The organism is Pseudoduganella sp., assembly GCF_041914865.1.
In the GTDB taxonomy this organism is placed as follows: Bacteria; Pseudomonadota; Gammaproteobacteria; order Burkholderiales; family Burkholderiaceae_D; genus Rugamonas.
Genome location: NZ_JAYSCO010000054.1, coordinates 1 through 17943 on the forward strand (window position 1 = coordinate 1; position 17943 = coordinate 17943).

Here is a 17943-nt window from a genome sequence, read left to right on the forward strand (position 1 = left end):
GCTGGGATTGTCTCCAGCACAACTGCGCGCGGAAGGCTTGAGGTAGATCAAAAGTGCGCTGTGGGTGTCCGAATGTCAGACCTGACCCCGAATTTAACAAGCGGCTAAGGGGCGGCGGCTTAAGGTAAAATAGCGGTCTTTCCAATTATGACCCTTGAGTAACCAATGCTGAAATTCAACCGTCTGGAAGACCTGGTGGCGTCCAATGCGCTGCAAGGCAAGCGCGTCTTTATCCGTGCAGATCTGAACGTGCCGCAGGACGATGCGGGCAATATCACCGAAGATACCCGCATTCGTGCTTCGATTCCGGCGATTAAGGCAGCCTTGGGCGCTGGCGCCAAAGTCATGGTGACCTCCCACCTGGGCCGTCCGACCGAGGGCGAATTCAAGCCGGAAGACAGCCTGGCGCCGATCGCCAAGCGTATGTCCGAGCTGCTGGGCCAGCCGGTCGAACTGAAGCAGAACTGGGTCGATGGCGTGGAAGTGGCCGCCGGCCAGGTGGTCCTGCTGGAAAACTGCCGCGTCAACAAGGGTGAAAAGAAGAATTCCGATGAGCTGGCCGAGAAGATGGCCAAGCTGTGCGATGTGTACGTGAACGATGCCTTCGGCACCGCGCACCGCGCCGAGGCGACCACCCATGGTATCGCCAAGTTCGCGCCGATCGCTTGCGCCGGCCCGCTGCTGGCCGCTGAGCTGGATGCGCTGGGCAAGGCCCTGGGCGCGCCGGCCCGTCCGCTGCTGGCCATCGTGGCTGGTTCCAAAGTGTCGACCAAGCTGTCGATCCTGAAATCGCTGGCCGATAAGGTGGATAACCTGATCGTCGGCGGCGGCATCGCCAACACCTTCATGCTGGCTGCCGGCCTGAAGATCGGCAAGTCGCTGGCGGAAGCCGACCTGGTGGCCGAAGCCAAGGCGATCATCGACCTGATGGCTGCCCGTGGCGCGCAGGTGCCGATCCCGGAAGACGTGGTGTGCGCGAAGGAGTTTTCGCCTACCGCTGCGGCGACCGTGAAAGCCGTCGCGGACGTGGCTGACGATGACATGATCCTGGATATCGGTCCTAAGACCGCTGCCAAGCTGGCCGCGCAGATCGCGGAAGCCGGCACCATCGTCTGGAACGGTCCGGTCGGCGTGTTCGAGTTCGACCAGTTTGGCGAAGGCACCAAGACCCTGGCCATGGCCATCGCCAATTCCAAGGGCTTCTCCATCGCCGGCGGTGGCGACACCCTGGCGGCGATTGCCAAGTACGCGATCACCGACAAGATCGGCTATATCTCCACCGGCGGCGGCGCGTTCCTGGAGTTCCTGGAAGGCAAGACCCTGCCGGCAGTGGAAATCCTGGCGCAACGCGCGCAGTAACACGGTAAAAGGCGCCCGCAAGGCGCCTTTTGAACTTTTTTAAGCTCAACACGAAGGAAACCTTCATGGCACGTGGTACCAAGATCGTCGCAACTATCGGCCCGGCATCGACCGACCTGAATATCCTGATCCAGATGATCAAGGCGGGTGTGGATGTGGTCCGTCTGAACTTCTCGCATGGCAAGGCGCAGGACCATATCGACCGCGCTGCGCTGGTGCGCAAGGCGGCTGCGGAGTGCGGCAAGGAAGTGGCGATCATGGCTGACATGCAGGGTCCGAAGATCCGTATCGGCAAGTTCGAGAACAACAAGATCGAGCTGGCCAAGGGCGACAAGTTCATCCTGGATGCGAAGTGGGGCGAGAACGGCGAACTGGGCAACCAGGAGCGCGTGGGCCTGGACTACAAGAGCCTGCCAACCGACGTGAAGGCGGGCGATGTGCTGCTGCTGAACGATGGCCTGATCGTGCTGATCGTGGACAAGATCGTCGGTTCCGAGATTTACACCACCGTGAAGATCGGCGGCGAGCTGTCCAACAACAAGGGCATCAACCGCCAGGGCGGCGGCCTGACCGCGCCGGCCCTGACCGCGAAAGACATGGAGGACATCAAGACCGCGATGTCGTTCCAGGCCGATTACCTGGCCATCTCCTTCCCGAAAAACGCCACCGATATGGAAATGGCGCGCCAGCTGGCCAATATCGCCGGCGAGCCGTTCGGCTTCAAGCCGATGATGATCGCCAAGATCGAGCGTGCCGAGGCTATCCCGGCGCTGCAGGAAATCCTGAACGCGTCGGACGGCATCATGGTGGCGCGCGGCGACCTGGCGGTGGAAGTGGGCAACGCGGCCGTGCCGGCGCTGCAGAAGCGCATGATCCGCATGGCGCGCGAGTCGAACAAGATTGCGATCACCGCGACCCAGATGATGGAGTCGATGATCTTCAACGCCGTGCCAACCCGCGCCGAAGTGTCGGACGTGGCCAACGCGGTGCTGGACGGTACCGATGCCGTGATGACCTCGGCCGAGACCGCGTCCGGCAAGTATCCGGTGGAAACCGTGGAAATGATGGCCGCCATCTGTACCGAGGCTGAAGGTTCCGAATACAACAAGCAGGAAGCGGACTTCCTGAACGCCCGCTTCACCCGTATCGACCAGTCGATCGCATACGGCGCCCTGTTCACCGCGCACCACCTGCGCGTGAAGGCGATTGTGGCCCTGACCGAATCCGGCTCCACCGCGCTGTGGATGAGCCGCCACAATATCGACACCCCGATTATTGCGCTCACGCCGAGCACCACCACCCAGCGTAAGCTGGCTTTGTACCGCAATGTCTGCACTTACCAGCTGATGCAGGACGCGCCGACCGACGTCGTGCTGCGCGCCGCGGAAGACCTGCTGGTGAAACAGGGCATCGCCCAGAAGGGCGATATGATTGTGGTTACCTGGGGTGCGCCGATGGGCAAAGTGGGCGGCACGAACGCGCTGCGTATCGTGAAAGTGGGTGAGTTCACCCACCGCGCCGACACCGCGCGTTAAGCGGCGGTTTCTAACGATTTCTTTATTGTTTGGAGTAATACCATGTCCCTCGTATCCATGCGTCAACTGCTGGACCACGCCGCTGAACACGGCTATGGCATCCCGGCTTTCAACGTTAACAACCTGGAACAAGTGCAGGCCATTATGGCCGCTGCCGATGCGGTCAACGCGCCGGTGATCATGCAAGCTTCGGCTGGCGCGCGCAAGTACGCTGGTGAAGCTTTCCTGCGTCACCTGATCGACGCTGCCATCGAAGCCTACCCGCACATCCCTGTCGTCATGCACCAGGACCACGGCCAGTCGCCGGCAGTCTGCATGGCCGCGATCCGCTCCGGCTTCTCCTCCGTGATGATGGACGGCTCGCTGATGGCTGACGGCAAGTCCGTCGCTTCCTACGAGTACAACGTGGAAGTGTCGAAGGAAGTGGTGAAGTTCTCCCACTCCATCGGCGTGACCGTGGAAGCGGAACTGGGTGTTCTGGGCTCGCTGGAAACCATGAAGGGCGACAAGGAAGACGGCCACGGCGCGGAAGGCACCATGACCCGCGAACAGCTGCTGACCGACGTGGCGCAGGCTGCCGACTTCGTGCAGAAGACCCAGTGCGACGCGCTGGCGATCGCTATCGGCACCTCGCACGGCGCCTACAAATTCACCCGCAAGCCAACCGGCGACATCCTGGCCATCGACCGCATCAAGGAAATCCACGCCCGCATCCCTAACACCCACCTGGTGATGCACGGTTCCTCCTCCGTGCCGCAGGAACTGCTGGCGATCATCCGCGAATTCGGCGGCGACATGAAGGAAACCTACGGCGTGCCTGTGGAAGAAATCCAGGAAGGCATCCGTCACGGCGTGCGCAAGATCAATATCGACACCGATATCCGCCTGGCCATGACCGCCGCCGTGCGTAAGTACATGTTCGAGAACCCATCGAAGTTCGACCCGCGCGACTTCCTGAAGCCGGCCCGCGCCGCTGCGGAAGAAGTCGTGAAGGCACGCTTCCTGGCGTTCGGCTGCGAAGGCCGCGCGTCGCTGATCAAGCCGATTCCGCTGGAGAAGATGGCTGAGCGTTACAAGGCCGGCGAGCTGGCCCAGATCGTTAAGTAATCAACCCCGGTAAAGCGGGTCTGACCCAAGGGTCAGACCCCCGGCCCGCGACCGCCGCGTCATACAGGGTCTGACCCTTGGGTCAGACCCAGGTTTACCGGGTTCAAAAATCTCAAGATACTCCCGCCATGAACAGCCTGTACAAATCCTCCATCAAATCCCTCCCCCTGCTCGGCCACGGCAAAGTGCGCGACAACTACGCCGTTGGCGACGACAAGATCCTGATCGTCACCACCGACCGCCTGTCCGCCTTCGACGTCGTGATGAACGAACCGATCCCTGGCAAAGGCATGGTCCTGAACCAGATGACCGACTTCTGGTTCGAGAAACTGGGCCACATCGTCCCCAACCACCTGACCGGCGTTGCCCCGGAATCCGTGGTGGCAGCCGACGAAGTAGACCAGGTGAAAGGCCGCGCAGTGGTAGCAAAGCGCCTGAAGCCGATCCTGGTGGAAGCGGTTGTACGCGGCTACATCATCGGCTCTGGCTGGAAAGACTACCAGTCCACCGGCTCCATCTGCGGCATCAAGCTGCCGGAAGGCCTGCAGCAAGCCGACAAGCTGCCGCAGCCAATCTTCACCCCGGCCGCCAAAGCCGACCTGGGTGAGCACGACGAAAACATCTCCTTCGAAGAGATGGAAAAGAAAATCGGCGCCGAACTGGCCGCCAAGATCCGCGACATCGCGATCCAGCTGTACACCACCGCCGCCGACTATGCCGCTACCAAGGGCATCATCATCGCCGACACCAAGTTCGAGTTCGGCCTGGACGACAACGGCGTCCTGCACCTGATGGACGAAGTGCTGACCGCCGACTCCTCGCGCTTCTGGCCAGCCGACTCCTACCGCCCAGGCATCTCGCCGCCGTCCTTCGACAAGCAGTTCGTGCGCGACTACCTGGAAACCCTGAAGGACTGGAACAAGGCCCCGCCGGCGCCAGCCCTGCCAGCGGAAGTGATCGAAAAAACCCAGGCCAAGTACTTCGAAGCCATCGAACGCCTGACCGGCGAGAAGCTGAAGGTATAAGCCATGTCCGAGAATAAGCCAATGAGCAAACCACTGGTCGGCATCATCATGGGCTCGTCCTCGGACTGGGACGTGATGAAGAACGCCGTCGACATGCTGCAGCAGTTCGGCGTGCCGTATGAAGCGCAAGTGATCTCCGCCCACCGCATGCCGGACGAAATGTATGCCTACGCCAAGAGCGCGCGCGAGCGCGGCCTGCGTGCCATCATCGCCGGCGCCGGCGGCGCGGCCCACCTGCCGGGCATGGTCGCTGCCATGACCATCGTGCCGGTACTGGGCGTGCCTGTGCCGTCCAAGTACCTGCGCGGCGAAGACTCGCTGCTGTCCATCGTGCAGATGCCGAAGGGCGTGCCGGTGTCGACCTTCGCCATCGGCGAGGCCGGCGCCGCCAACGCGGGCCTGACTGCCGTGGCCATCATCGCCACCACCGACGACGCGCTGGCTGGCAAGCTGGAACAATTCCGCGCTTCCCAGACCGCGGCTGCGAAAGCGATGGTACTGCCGGTATGAGTAATGTGAAGAACCCTCCAGCGTGGCTGGGCGTGATGGGCGGCGGCCAGCTTGGCCGCATGTTCGCGCACGCCGCGCAGAGCATGGGCTACAACGTGGCCGTGCTGGAGCCGGCGGCGGACTGCCCTGCGGGGCAGGCGGCCAATCGCCTGATCCAGGCCGGCTACAGCGATGTGGCGGGACTGGATGCACTGGCTGCGCAATGCGTGGCCGTCACCACCGAGTTCGAGAACGTGCCGGCCGACAGCCTGTCGCGCCTGGCGCAATCGGTTTTCGTGGCGCCCAATGCGCACGGCGTGTCCGTGGCGCAGGACCGCATCGCGGAAAAGAGCTTCTTCGTCGCTTCCGCCGCCAAGTCGGGCGTGATGCCGGCGCCGCACAAGGTCATCGCTACTGACGCCGATATCGACGCCATCAGCGAAGACCTGCTGCCAGGCATCCTGAAGACGGTCCGCATGGGCTATGACGGCAAGGGCCAGGTCCGTGTGAAATCGCGCGAGGACGTGCGCGCCGCCTTCGACTCCATGGGCAAGGTCACCTGCCTGCTGGAGAAGATGCTGCCGCTGGCGTACGAGGTATCCGTGCTGACCGCGCGTGGCGCCGACGGCAAATCGGTGGTCTACCCGATCGCCGAAAACGTGCACCGCGACGGCATCCTGTTCACCACCACGGTGCCGGGCCCGAACATCACCGCCGACTGCGCCGCCAAGGCGCAGCACGCCGCGCAGGCGCTGGTGGCGGAGCTGGGCTATGTGGGCGTGCTGTGCATCGAGTTCTTCGTGCTGGCGGACGGTTCGCTGGTCGTGAACGAGATGGCGCCGCGTCCGCACAACAGCGGCCACTACACCATCGACGCCTGCGTCACCAGCCAGTTCGCACAACAGGTGCGCGCCATGGCCGGCCTGCCGCTGGGCGATGTGCGCCAGCATTCGCCGGCTGTCATGCTCAACATCCTGGGCGACATCTGGTACGAAGGCGAGGGCGACCAGGTACGCGAACCGGCGTGGGACAAAGTGCTGGCGCTGCCAGGCGCCAACCTGCACCTGTACGGCAAGGAAGAGCCGCGCCGTGCGCGTAAAATGGGCCACCTGACCTTCGTCGCCCCGACGCTGGCGCAAGCGCAGCAGCAGCACAGCGCCGCCTGCGCCATCCTGGGTATCGAGCCATGACCGACGCTGCATCTCGCGCCCTGGCCGCCGCAGCGGCCGCGCCAGCCGACATCGCCGCCGCCGCTGCGGCGCTGGAGGCGGGCGCGCTGGTCGCATTCCCAACCGAGACCGTGTACGGCCTCGGTGCGGACGCGGAAAACCCGGCAGCCGTGGCGAAGATCTACGCCGCCAAAGGCCGCCCGCAAGACCACCCCGTGATCGTGCACGTCGCCCCCGGCGCCGATATCGATTACTGGACCACCGACGTACCGGATGAAGCGCGCGCGCTGGTCAAGCATTTCTGGCCCGGCCCGCTGACCCTGATCCTCAAGCGCAACGCCCACATTCCCGACGCCGTCTCCGGCGGCCAGGACACGGTCGGCATCCGCTGCCCGTCGCACCCGGTGGCCATGCAGCTGCTGCAAGCTTTCAAAGGCGGCAAGGGCGGCGTGGCGGCGCCCTCGGCCAACAAATTCGGCAACGTCAGCCCGACCACGGCGCAGCACGTGCGCGACGAGTTCCACGACGAAGTGGGGCAGGGCAATGTGATCGATGCCGTGCTCGATGGCGGCTCCAGCCAGGTGGGCATTGAATCGACCATCCTCGACATGTCGCGCCTGGCCACGCACGGCCCGGTGCTGCTGCGTCCCGGCCACATCAGCGCGCAGCAGATCGCCGACGTGATCGGCGCCATGCCGCGCCAGCCCGACCAGGCCGCCCCGCGCGCGTCCGGCACGCTGGAATCGCACTATGCACCGAAAGCGCCGGTGGCGTTGTTGCCCACTGGCGACATCGAAAAAACCCTTGCGGAACTCAAGCTGCGAGGGCGTAGTGCAGCGCTGATCCATTACTCGCCATTCCCCGGCGTACACCCAAATGTCGCGCTGCCTGCCGAGCCAAAGGGGTATGCTTATGGTGTGTATGCCGCGTTGCGCGCGATGGACCAGCAACAGGTTGAGCTGATCCTGGTGGAAGCACCACCGGGCGGCGATGCCTGGCTGGGCGTCAACGACCGCCTGCGCCGCGCCGCCTTCGGTTCGACCGGCATCATTGAACGTTTCCTGACGACGTAACCGCAGCGGGGCCGCCCGCCTCCTGCGCAAGCGAGGAGGCAGCCATGTCCCGCAACCCGCCGAACGACCCGGCGCGCCCCGCGCGCACCGCTATACCCGCGCCGGCAACGGCCATCGCGCCCGCCGCCGTCGCGGCGCCTGGCACGGCTGCCATGCGCGCCGCCTTCGGCGTCCCGGCGGCGGCCTTCACCCTGGCCGCAGCACTGCTGGCCATCGCACCGCTTGCCGCCGCCGAATCCTCCTCCGGCGCGCGCGCCATGCTGTCGGGGCCCGAGCGCGGCACCTTGCTCGCCGGCCCCACGCTATCGCGCATCGAGACCGGCGTCTTTTCGACCTCCAAACGCATCGCCCCCGCCATGCTGGCCGAGGCGCTGGACAAGGCCGGCGACGCCCTGGCCGAGGTGGCCGGCAAGCCGCGCTGCACCATCACCACCTACAGCCTGCGCTACAGCACCATCGGCGGCGGTGGCGAACCGACCGACGCCAGCACCGCCCTGATCCTGCCCTCCGGCAGCGACCCGCTCTGCCAGGGGCCGCGCCCGGTGCTGCTGTACGCGCACGGCACCGCCACCGCCAAAGACCACAATATGGCCCGCCTGCGCGGCGAAGCCAAGCTGGTGGCCGCGCTGTTCACCGCGCAAGGCTATATCGTGGTCGCGCCGAATTACGCCGGATATGAAGGCTCCTCGCTGCCCTACCACCCCTACCTGAACGCCGAACAGCAGGCCGCCGACATGACCGACGCCCTGCGCGCTGCCCGCGCCGCCATGCAGAAGCTGAAAATCCAGCCCGGCCCGCAGCTGTTCCTGGCCGGCTATTCACAGGGCGGCCACGTCGCGCTGGCCACCCAGCGCGCCATGCAGCAAGGCGGCGAATTCAATGTCACCGCGGCCGCCGGCCTGTCCGGCCCCTACGCCATGGCGCGCTTCGGCGACACTGTCTTCGGCGGCCAGCCCAATGCCGGAATCACCCTCTACCTGCCGCTGATCGCCACCTCCGCCCAGCGCGCCGGCGCCGCCATCTACAGCAAGCCGGAAGAGCTGTATGAAAGCCCGTTCGCCAACGGCATTGAAACCCTGCTGCCCAACCAGCTGAAGCCGAAGGAACTGGTCAAGCAGGGCAAGCTGCCCAAACGCGCGCTGTTTGCGCGCGACTCGCAGCCGCAAGCCAGCGGCGCCGCCGCCTACTTCAGCAGCCCGCACCTGGTGCGCACCAGCTACCGCGAAGCCTACCTGCAGGACCTGGCCGCCCACCCGTGCGACGACGGCAGCTGCACGCCGGCCCACAACCTGCGCAAATGGATGCTGAAGAACGACTTGCGCAACTACACGCCGCAAAGCCCGCTGCTGCTATGTGGCGGCAGCAAAGACCCCGCGGTGCCGTTCTTCAATGCCACCGCCACCGCGGAGTATTTCAGCCGGCACGGCGCGCCGCCAACCGTGGTCGACCTGGAAGAGCAGGGCGCGCCCGACGACTTCGGCTTGCCGCGCCGCGCCTTCGCCCTGATCCGCGAGGAGGTGGCGCGGCGGGCGCAGGAGGAAGCGGCCAAGTCCGGTCGCAGCGTGCAGGAGCTGATGCTGGAGGGCTACCATGCCCGCATGGCGGGCGCCCCCTGCCTGCTGGCCGCGCGCCGCTACTTCGACGCACTGTTGACCAAGCCCGAGGTGTTGGCAACGCATTAAGCTGCTAAGATCGCCACCCTATGGCGATCGAAAAATCACAGTCAGGGCTGGCCGCCTCCTATGCGTACTTCGCGACCTACGGTATGGAGCGCCTGGACGGCCTGGGCTACAGCTACTTTTCCGGCCTCACCGCGAGCGAGGCCGAAGAGGCGTGGAACTTCCTGCTCGATGATTTCGCCTTGTCTTCCGAACGCATCACCGGCTTATTCAATCTCGATTTTGCACGGGCCACGGCCCTGTTCAAGGAAGCGCTTGAGCGCCCCATGGCCACTTCGCCCTATCCGGCTGCGCAAGCACTCCTGCCTCGTGCGTGTTCTATTCAGGCGTTCATGACGATGCATGGCATGACGTTTGACAGGAAAGGCCGCGTCTGCAGGTCTATCTACCGGGGCCTTAGGGATGATCCGGAAGAGAAGACCGCAGCGATCAGACGCCTGGAGCAGCGCAATGACAGCGGCTTTTGAAGTCTTCATGCAGCAGTACCGGATGACCGGCAGCGAGAAAGCGGACGGCTATAGCCGGGATGCTTTTCTGGGCCTGGACGATGAGGAAAAGGAAACCGTCTTCGGACTTTTGTTGAATGAGCTTCCATTTTCTGCCGAATGGCTGTTCTTCCTGGACCGCGAGAAGGCGATAGCCGTTGCGAAAGTGGAGGAGACCAGGCTGCGGCGGGACGCTTATGCGCACGCCTACATGATCCAGGAGCAGTTGCTGCGGCACACAGGTGAATTGGTCTACCAGCGTCATATGCTCGAAGACTATCCGCACTATGCCGCTTACTTGAAGCCACATCTCATTTCGGCCGTGGGCCGCACGCCACAGAATAGCGATACCAGCGCCTTCCTGCGGCAAGTGATCCTGACCGATGCGGATGAACATGCCGTCGCGCGCGCAGCGTGGGTATTGTCGTCCGGGCTGCCGGTGCGCGATAAAGAGACCCGTGATCGCCTGATCGACGGCGTACGAAGCATGGCGGGCAAGACCATCGCCCTCGCCCAGTTTGACGGTACCGCGCAGCTGCTCGAAATCCAGTTTGCCACCGGCGAGCGGCAACTTGTCGCAGCCCAACAGGTGGCGCCGGAGAAGATCGCGTTCGGGCTGTACGACACGGAAACCGTGGCCCTGGTCGCGACCCCGGGCGGCCCGCTGCTGGTATTGGACCAGGCCTTCTATCGCCCCGCCATCGGCGCGACCGTGGCGGAGCTGCTGGACGAAGGCGACAGTTCCCGATTCCGCCTACTTCATGCGGGCAAACTGGTTTTCGAGCTCGTCTACGAGGCAAAGTTCGGAACTGGACTGCATCCCTACAATCGAAGCCGGGAAGACATCGACTTCTACTTCTGGCTGAAGGGCAAGGTCACCGACCCCGCCTTTTACCAGGCCTACACCAGGGAAATCATCTGCCTGGAGCAGCGAGCTGCTTTAGCAAGGCATTGACCAGCGCAGAGCGGTCGAAGGGATCGTCGGCCAGCACGACATCGGGCTGGAGCAGCGCCGGTTCGCGCCTGCCGGAAGGGCGGTCCAGCACAAAGCGCGGCACCACCACCCCCAGTTTCGTGTTGGGCAGCACATGTTCCTTCTGGGTGCCGCCGGTCTGGCGCACATAGGCATAGCCGCCCGCGCCGACCAGCTTCGCGAAGCCATGGTCCTGTACCGTGTTGCTGAACAGGACGGCCGACGAATACGTCATATCGCCCACCAGCACGAATACCTTGCCGCCGAAGTGCAGGGGATGTCCGGGCTCCGGCTGGACCCAGCTGTCCACGTTGCCGTGCACCACGTCACCCACTTTTTCGCCCGGGCCGGCGCGCCCTTCCAGCACCTTTTTCACGTAGCTGGAACCGTTGCGGAAAGGCTTGTCCGCGATGTAGCGCAGGATGCCGGTCTTCCACATATCGTCATCGCCGCCGCCGTTCTCGCGTATGTCGATCAGCAAGGTGCGCGCGCCGGCATCGCGCAGCGTGGTGAAGGCGCGCTCGGTGAAGGCGTAGAACTGCTGCTTGTCCGGCCACGAGAAGGCGTTGACCGTCAGCAGGCCCGCTCCACCGGGCAGCATGCGGAACTGGAAGGTCTCGTCGAACGATATGTCGCCCGCCATCACGGCAGGCGTTGCCGTCGCTGCGGCAACCGCCAGCGGTTTGCCGCCCACGCCAAGCGTGAAGCTGTCCTTCGCGCCATAGGTCTTCCAGTAATACAGCCAGAAGCGGCGCTCCAGCAGCTTGTTGCGGAAGACCGGCGTATCGCCGTGCACCAGCGCGCCGAGTTCGGCCAGCACGCGCGCAGTCGGCACGCCGTCGATGCTCTCCACTTCACGCCCCGCTTGTGTCGACGCGCCGCCGCCCAGCGCCGCGACGATGACCAGCCGCCCCTGGCGGTCGATGCTCACTTCAAACGGGAACAGCTTGCCGCCCGCCGCCAGGTGCGCGCGCGCTTCGCCACGCCAGTCCGGCAAAATCACGCCCAGGTGGGCATCGTTGAAGACCGGGTTCATCGCCGCCATCGCCCGCCATGCCTCGTCGCGCGAGAGCGGCTGCCTGAGCCGCTCCTGTGCCGCAGCGAAGGCCTGCTCATAGGCCTGCCGGCCGGAGCGCAAGGCTGGCTCGGGATGCGTGTTCTCAATGGCGTGCCGCACGAACTGCAAATCCTGCTGCAGCTGCGCAGGTGTGAAGCGGACAGTTTCAGCGTGGGCGGTTGCGCCGTACAGCGCGGTAGCGCCAGCCAGGGCGAGGAGCAGGTGAGGGATTTTCATTGCATGAATTATAAGGGGTGGGCCGGCCTGATGCGCGGCGGCGACAGTAACGAAGAATCCGCTTGTAACCAAGATTCAAGCGCTGGCATATTGGATCGGCTGAGCAATCCCTCAGGAGACCCAATGCGCCACTCCATACTTGCCATGTGCGCCATGGCGGCGGCAGTGCTTGCCGCATGCGGCGGCAACGGCCCGCGTCCCGGTGAACAAATCCCGCGGCTGAAGTTCTCGGCCCAGGTTTCCTTCGGCGACAATATCTCGGATGTCGGCACCTACAAGGTGGGTGCGATTGCCGCCATGGGCGGCGGCACCTTCACCATCAACGGCAACAACACGGCCACCCATCCGGCGCTGACGGGCAAGAACTGGTCGGAGCTGATCGCCACGCAACTGGGCTTGCCCGCGCCATGCCCGGCCGTGACCGGCCTCGATGGCGACCCCGCCTCAGGCTTCAGCGTGCCGGTGCAAGCGCGGCCCAATTGCTACGCCTACGCGCAGGGCGGCGCGCGCGTGTCCAACCCCGTCGGCGAAGGGCACAAAGCCACCGGCAGCCCGCTGGGCGCGCTGACCTGGCCCTTCACCACCCAGGTGCAGAATCACCTCAGCAACGTCGGCGGCAAGTTCAAGGGCGATGAGATTGTCTTTGTCTCGATCGGCAATATCGACCTGATGTTCGGCCTGACGGAACTGGCCAGCAACGCCACCGCCGCCGGCCTGGCCGCAGGGCGCGCCGCCTTCGCCACCAGCCTCGCCAGCCAGCTGGCCGCCGGCGCCCCCGACCCGGCCAGCGCCGCGCAAAGCATCGGCGCCGCCATGGCCGCCGAGGCCGCGCGGTCCGGCAGCGACGACAACAGCATCGTGCTGGCGGCGGTGAACGCCGCCGTCCTGGCCGGCAACGCCGCCGCCGCCGCGCCCGCCGTGTTCGGACCGATGGCCGCCAAGGCACAAGCCGACGCCGCCACCGCCGGCGCCAATGCCGGCAATGCCTATGCCGCCGCCCAGGGCCCCGTGCTGGTGCAAGCCATGACCCGCACCGCCGGCGACATCGTCAGCATCGTGAAAGGCCAGCTGATCGGCAACGGCGCCAACTACGTGGCCGTGCTCAACATGCCCGACGTCTCCAGTTCACCGGCCGGCCAGGCGCAGCCGGCCAGCACGCGCGCCCTGATCGACACCATCGTCAAGAGCTTCAACGACACCCTGGCCGCCGGCTTCGCAGGCGAAGGTAAAGTGCTGGTAATCGACTCCTTCGCCAACAGCCGCGACCAATTCACCAACCCCACCCCCTACGGCCTGACCAACAACAAAGACCCGGCCTGCGACCTGAGTCCCGCCAGGAACCCGCTGGGCAGCGCACTGGTATGCAATGGCAGCAACCTGAAAGCGGGCGACGTCAGCCACTACGCCTACGCCGACCTGGTCAACCCCACGCCCTACCTGCAGCTGCTGCTGGCGCGCCAGGTAGCGGAAAAGCTGATCGCCAAAGGCTGGCTGTAAGCCGGGAAAGGACGAGCCATGACCCCACGCCTCCACCGCGCCATCCTGCTGCCCGCCATGGCGGCGGCGCTGTGCACCGCCCCGTCCGCGCAGGCGCAAGCCAAGGGCGACTGGCTGCTCAAGCTGGGCGCCAACAGGATCACGCCCCACGTCGACTCCGGCACCATGAGCGCCCCCGCCAAGCCAGGCATCAAGGGCGACGTCGGCCCGGACACCAAGCCCGTCCTCACCATCGGCTACATGCTGAACGACAAGCTGAGCGCCGAAGTGCTGCTCGGCGTGCCCTACGAGCACAAGCTGTATGGCGCCGGCAGTGTGGAAGGCATCGGCCAGATTGGCACCTCGGAAGTGCTGCCGCCGACCGTCTTCCTGCACTACCGCCTGTTCGGCCCGCAGATGGCGGTCCGCCCCTACCTTGGCCTCGGCTACAGCTACGTCTACTTCCAGAAAGAGACCGGCTCCGCGCAGATGAGCGCCATGATGAACCCCGGCGGCCCGCCCACCACCTACACGCTCGACTCCAAGCACACGATTTGCCTTGCGCTCGGCGTCTCCGCCAGGTTCAGCGAACGCATCTTCGCCGACCTGATGCTGGTCAAGAGCAAGCTCAAGACCAGCGCCCATTTCAACTCCGGCCAGCAGCTCCCGATCAAGATCGACCCCACCGCCATCAGCCTCTCCCTCGGCTACCGTTTCTGATGTCCGTTTTGGGGTCAGGAAGAAAAGTGGACATTTTGCGGTATCCTGCTGGGCATGAAAAAAATCATGCTCGGCCTTATCGCCCTGTGCCTTAGCACGGCCTCGCTGGCGCAAACCTGCGCTGAATCCCAACCGTGCATGCGCGCCCGCGGCGCAGTGGAAGACTTGGTGCGCATTGTTGCGCCGGACGGTGTGCAGGAGACGTACAAGGCCAGCATCGGTGGCATCGCGCAATGGATCAACGTGCGCGGCCAGGACAAGTCCAACCCCATGATCCTGTTCGTGCACGGCGGCCCGGCCTCGCCCACCATGCCGACCACCTGGCAGTGGCAGCGCCCGGTCGAGGAATACTTCACGGTGGCGCATTACGACCAGCGCGGCGTCGGCAAGACCCTGCGCGCCAATGATGTGGACGCGGTCGCCGAAACCATCCACATCGACCGCTTTGTCGACGACGCCATCGAAGTGGCAGAGCACCTGCGCGCGAAGTATGGCAAGGACAAGCTGATCCTGGCAGGGCATAGCTGGGGCACCATCATCGCCACGCGCGCCGCGCTCAAGCGGCCGGAGTTGTTTCATGCTTACGTTGGCATGGGCCAGGTCGCCAGCGTGCGCGAGAACGAGCGCATCAGCTTCGAATATGGCATGGCCCAGGCCAGGAAGCATGGCAACGCCGAAGCGCTAACGGAGATGGCAGCCATCGCCCCGTATCCTGGCGACCAGCCGATCACGCGCGAACGCATCATCGTCGCCCGCAAATGGCCGCAGTATTACGGCGGCCTGAGCGCATACAGGAGTGATTCCAAGTACTTTTTCTCCGGCCCCATCCTGTCGCCCGAGTACGACCAGTCCGACTGGAAAGCCATCAATGAAGGCAGCCTCCTGACGCTGGGCCGCGTGCTGCAGGAATGGACCGAAGTTGACTTCAGCCAGGTGAAACGGTTCCCAATCCCGATCGTGCAATTCCTCGGCCGCCACGACTACACCACGCCGACCGAGCCGGTCGTTAAATGGATGGCGCAGCTGAAGGCGCCGTACAAGCACAGCGTCTGGTTCGAACGTTCGGCCCACATGATGCCGTGGGAAGAACCGGGCAAGCTGCTGACCAGCCTGCTGACCTATGTGCGCCCGCTTGCAGTCCCTGCTGCGGGCAAGCGCCGCGCTAAGGGATATACGGCCCCTTGACCTCGCCCCAGCCCCATTTGGGCATGGGCTGATCGGGGTCGACGCTGGCGCCGGGCTGCGAGTTGATCACCGCCAGCCGGGAGCCCCATTCCAGGTAGCCCACCAAGGCCGAGCGGAATTCCGGGTCGTCCGGCATGCCCAGCTCATCGGCCGTTTCCAGCAGCAGCGCCACCCAGCGCCGGCGTTTCTCCTGCGTCAGATGGCGCCCCAGGTGCTGCTGCACCATATGCGCGTGACCGCCATGCGCCTCGGAATAGGCGGGCGGCCCACCCAGGACTTCGCCGAGGAAAGCCGCCACATGTGACGGATGCGCGTCATTCATGTGCGCGAACACCTCGCCGAGCAAGGCATCGGCCTTCACATGCTGGTAAAAGCGCGTGGTGAGCCGGTTCAGCGCCGGGCTACCGCCAAGCCACTCATACAAGGTTGGGACAGGATCGTGCGGCATGTCGTCGCTCCATGACGAGGAAGGGATCGTCAGGCATGCTAGCACGCAAAAGAAAGCCCCGCACGCGGCGGGGCTGTTGCTCAAAAAATGGGGTACGTCCCCATTTTTTTACTGGAAGGCTTGGATGCCGGTCATCGCGCGGCCCAGGATCAGGGCGTGGATGTCGTGCGTGCCTTCGTAGGTGTTGACCACTTCCAGGTTCACCATGTGGCGGATGATGCCGAACTCGTCGGAGATGCCGTTGCCGCCCAGCATGTCACGCGCGACGCGGGCGATGTCCAGCGACTTGCCGCAGGAGTTGCGCTTCATGATGGAGGTGATTTCGACGGCGGCCGTGCCTTCGTCTTTCATGCGGCCCAGGCGCAGGCAGCCCTGCAGGCCGAGCGTGATTTCGGTCTGCATGTCGGCCAGCTTCTTCTGCACCAGCTGGTTGGCGGCCAGCGGGCGGCCGAACTGCTTGCGGTCCAGGGTGTACTGGCGGGCGGTGTGCCAGCAGGCTTCCGCCGCGCCCAGCGCGCCCCAGGCGATGCCGTAGCGGGCCGAGTTCAGGCAGGTGAACGGGCCTTTCAGGCCGCGCACGTCCGGGAAGGCGTTTTCTTCCGGGACGAACACTTCGTCCATCACGATTTCGCCGGTGATCGAGGCGCGCAGGCCGAACTTGCCGTGGATGGCCGGGGCGGACAGCCCTTTCATGCCCTTGTCCAGGATGAAGCCGCGGATCGCGCCTTCGTCATCCTTGGCCCATACCACGAACACGTCGGCGACCGGGGAGTTGGTGATCCACATCTTGGCGCCGGTCAGCGAGTAGCCGCCTGGCACCTTCTTGGCGCGGGTGATCATCGAGCCCGGGTCGGAGCCGTGGTTCGGCTCGGTCAGGCCGAAGCAGCCGATCCATTCGCCGGTAGCCAGTTTCGGCAGGTATTTCTGTTTCTGCTCTTCGGTGCCGAATTCATAGATCGGCACCATCACCAGCGAGGACTGCACCGACATCATCGAGCGGTAGCCGGAGTCGACGCGCTCCACTTCGCGCGCGATCAGGCCGTAGGCGACGTAGTTCAGGCCAGGGCCGCCGTATTGTTCCGGGATGGTCGGGCCCAGCAGGCCCAGTTCGCCCATTTCACGGAAGATGGAGGTGTCCATCTGTTCGTGGCGGAAGGCTTCCAGGATGCGCGGTTGCAGTTTGTCCTGGCAGTAAGCCGTGGCGGCGTCGCGCACCATGCGCTCGTCGTCGGTCAGCTGGTCGTTCAGCAGCAGGGGATCGTCCCAGTGGAATGCGGCTTTGGTCTGGCTCATATTGCTTCCGTCTCTCTTTATAAAAAGTTAATCATTCCAACAGGTCGCGGAAGCGGCCGCCGTGGAATACCAGCGGTGCGTTCCCGGCGAATTCGCAGTGCTCCACCTCGCCCACGAAAATCACGTGGTCGCCTTCCGGGTAGCGGCTACGGTTGTGGCATTCAAACCACGCCGTGGCGCCCTTCAGGACCGGCTGGCCGGTGCGCGACAGCTCGTATTCGACGGTGCCGAACGGGTCTTCCGAACGGGTCGAAAACAGCTTGGCCAGGTGGGCCTGGTCGGCGCTCAGCACATTGATCACATAGTGCGAATTACCGCTGAAAATGGGCATGCTGTTGGCGCCAGTGCCCAGGCTCCACAGCACCAACGGCGGGTCGAGCGAGACGGAATTGAAGGAGCTGGCCGTCAAGCCACGGAAACTGCCATCAGCGAGCCGCGTGGTAATCACGGTCACACCTGTGGCAAATTGCGACAGCGCCTGGCGAAAATGGGCACTATCGAATTCACGCTCGGTGGCGCGTGGGGAGCTGGTATTCATGCGGGACCTGTTTGTTTCAAAGAGATTATGCCAAAGAACGATAGTCTAACCTTTGGCGAAAGCGACGGGGATTTTAGCTAAGGCGGCACTTTTTG

At 64.5% G+C, this 17943-nt stretch carries 17 protein-coding genes; 13 read left to right on the forward strand and 4 right to left on the reverse strand.

The window, feature by feature from the left end; genetic code table 11:
• Nucleotides 1–165 precede the first annotated feature (165 nt).
• The 10 genes from ACE3TQ_RS20705 to ACE3TQ_RS20750 all read left to right on the forward strand — a co-directional run bounded on the left by ACE3TQ_RS20705 (nt 166) and on the right by ACE3TQ_RS20750 (nt 10876).
• Nucleotides 166–1359 (forward strand): phosphoglycerate kinase, encoded by a 1194-nt coding sequence (locus tag ACE3TQ_RS20705; protein WP_374584528.1) that lies wholly within the window; start codon nt 166–168, stop codon nt 1357–1359.
• 65 nt (nt 1360–1424) lie between these two features.
• On the forward strand, nt 1425–2894 hold the full coding sequence (pyk, locus tag ACE3TQ_RS20710; RefSeq protein WP_374584530.1) for a pyruvate kinase: 1470 nt from the start codon (nt 1425–1427) through the stop codon (nt 2892–2894).
• 42 nt (nt 2895–2936) lie between these two features.
• A complete protein-coding gene (fba, locus tag ACE3TQ_RS20715) occupies nt 2937–4001 on the forward strand; it encodes a class II fructose-bisphosphate aldolase (protein WP_374584533.1) in 1065 nt (354 codons plus the stop codon).
• 128 nt (nt 4002–4129) lie between these two features.
• Nucleotides 4130–5026 carry a phosphoribosylaminoimidazolesuccinocarboxamide synthase gene (locus ACE3TQ_RS20720; RefSeq protein WP_374584535.1) on the forward strand — a complete coding sequence of 299 codons (897 nt, stop codon included), beginning with the start codon at nt 4130–4132 and terminating at the stop codon, nt 5024–5026.
• A gap of 21 nt (nt 5027–5047) precedes the next feature.
• On the forward strand, nt 5048–5536 hold the full coding sequence (purE, locus tag ACE3TQ_RS20725; RefSeq protein WP_374584537.1) for a 5-(carboxyamino)imidazole ribonucleotide mutase: 489 nt from the start codon (nt 5048–5050) through the stop codon (nt 5534–5536).
• The gene (locus ACE3TQ_RS20730; RefSeq protein ID WP_374584539.1) at nt 5533–6705 is read left to right on the forward strand and encodes a 5-(carboxyamino)imidazole ribonucleotide synthase; all 1173 of its coding nucleotides are present in this window, start codon (nt 5533–5535) and stop codon (nt 6703–6705) included. The genes purE and ACE3TQ_RS20730 overlap by 4 nt, the downstream gene beginning before the upstream one ends.
• Nucleotides 6702–7757 (forward strand): L-threonylcarbamoyladenylate synthase, encoded by a 1056-nt coding sequence (locus tag ACE3TQ_RS20735; RefSeq protein ID WP_374584541.1) that lies wholly within the window; start codon nt 6702–6704, stop codon nt 7755–7757. The genes ACE3TQ_RS20730 and ACE3TQ_RS20735 overlap by 4 nt, the downstream gene beginning before the upstream one ends.
• A gap of 44 nt (nt 7758–7801) precedes the next feature.
• Nucleotides 7802–9439, forward strand: a complete 1638-nt coding sequence (locus ACE3TQ_RS20740; RefSeq protein WP_374584543.1) for an alpha/beta hydrolase family protein — start codon at nt 7802–7804, stop codon at nt 9437–9439.
• Nucleotides 9440–9459: 20 nt separating this feature from the next.
• Entirely contained in the window at nt 9460–9903 is a 444-nt protein-coding gene (locus tag ACE3TQ_RS20745; protein ID WP_374584545.1) for a hypothetical protein, read from the forward strand.
• The gene (locus ACE3TQ_RS20750) at nt 9887–10876 is read left to right on the forward strand and encodes a hypothetical protein (RefSeq protein ID WP_374584547.1); all 990 of its coding nucleotides are present in this window, start codon (nt 9887–9889) and stop codon (nt 10874–10876) included. The genes ACE3TQ_RS20745 and ACE3TQ_RS20750 overlap by 17 nt, the downstream gene beginning before the upstream one ends.
• Here ACE3TQ_RS20750 and ACE3TQ_RS20755 read toward each other — a convergent pair.
• Nucleotides 10836–12188, reverse strand: a complete 1353-nt coding sequence (locus ACE3TQ_RS20755; protein WP_374584549.1) for a S41 family peptidase — start codon at nt 12186–12188, stop codon at nt 10836–10838. The two genes, ACE3TQ_RS20750 and ACE3TQ_RS20755, sit on opposite strands and share 41 nt — an antisense overlap.
• A gap of 123 nt (nt 12189–12311) precedes the next feature.
• Between ACE3TQ_RS20755 and ACE3TQ_RS20760 the strand changes: the two genes are divergently transcribed.
• The 3 genes from ACE3TQ_RS20760 (at nt 12312) to ACE3TQ_RS20770 (ending at nt 15569) form a co-directional block, all read left to right on the forward strand.
• The gene (locus ACE3TQ_RS20760) at nt 12312–13685 is read left to right on the forward strand and encodes an esterase (protein ID WP_374584551.1); all 1374 of its coding nucleotides are present in this window, start codon (nt 12312–12314) and stop codon (nt 13683–13685) included.
• Nucleotides 13686–13703: 18 nt separating this feature from the next.
• Nucleotides 13704–14384: an OmpW family protein gene (locus ACE3TQ_RS20765; protein WP_374584553.1), complete on the forward strand. Its 681-nt coding sequence runs from the start codon at nt 13704–13706 to the stop codon at nt 14382–14384.
• Between the two features lie 66 nt (nt 14385–14450).
• Nucleotides 14451–15569: an alpha/beta fold hydrolase gene (locus ACE3TQ_RS20770; protein WP_374584555.1), complete on the forward strand. Its 1119-nt coding sequence runs from the start codon at nt 14451–14453 to the stop codon at nt 15567–15569.
• Here ACE3TQ_RS20770 and ACE3TQ_RS20775 read toward each other — a convergent pair.
• The 3 genes from ACE3TQ_RS20775 to ACE3TQ_RS20785 all read right to left on the reverse strand — a co-directional run bounded on the left by ACE3TQ_RS20775 (nt 15547) and on the right by ACE3TQ_RS20785 (nt 17848).
• Complete coding sequence (locus ACE3TQ_RS20775) at nt 15547–16017, reverse strand: group II truncated hemoglobin (protein ID WP_374584557.1); 471 nt, start codon at nt 16015–16017, stop codon at nt 15547–15549. The two genes, ACE3TQ_RS20770 and ACE3TQ_RS20775, sit on opposite strands and share 23 nt — an antisense overlap.
• Nucleotides 16018–16125: 108 nt before the next feature.
• On the reverse strand, nt 16126–17310 hold the full coding sequence (locus ACE3TQ_RS20780; RefSeq protein ID WP_374584559.1) for an acyl-CoA dehydrogenase: 1185 nt from the start codon (nt 17308–17310) through the stop codon (nt 16126–16128).
• A 31-nt stretch (nt 17311–17341) separates the two neighbouring features.
• On the reverse strand, nt 17342–17848 hold the full coding sequence (locus tag ACE3TQ_RS20785; RefSeq protein ID WP_374584561.1) for a flavin reductase family protein: 507 nt from the start codon (nt 17846–17848) through the stop codon (nt 17342–17344).
• Nucleotides 17849–17943 lie beyond the last annotated feature (95 nt).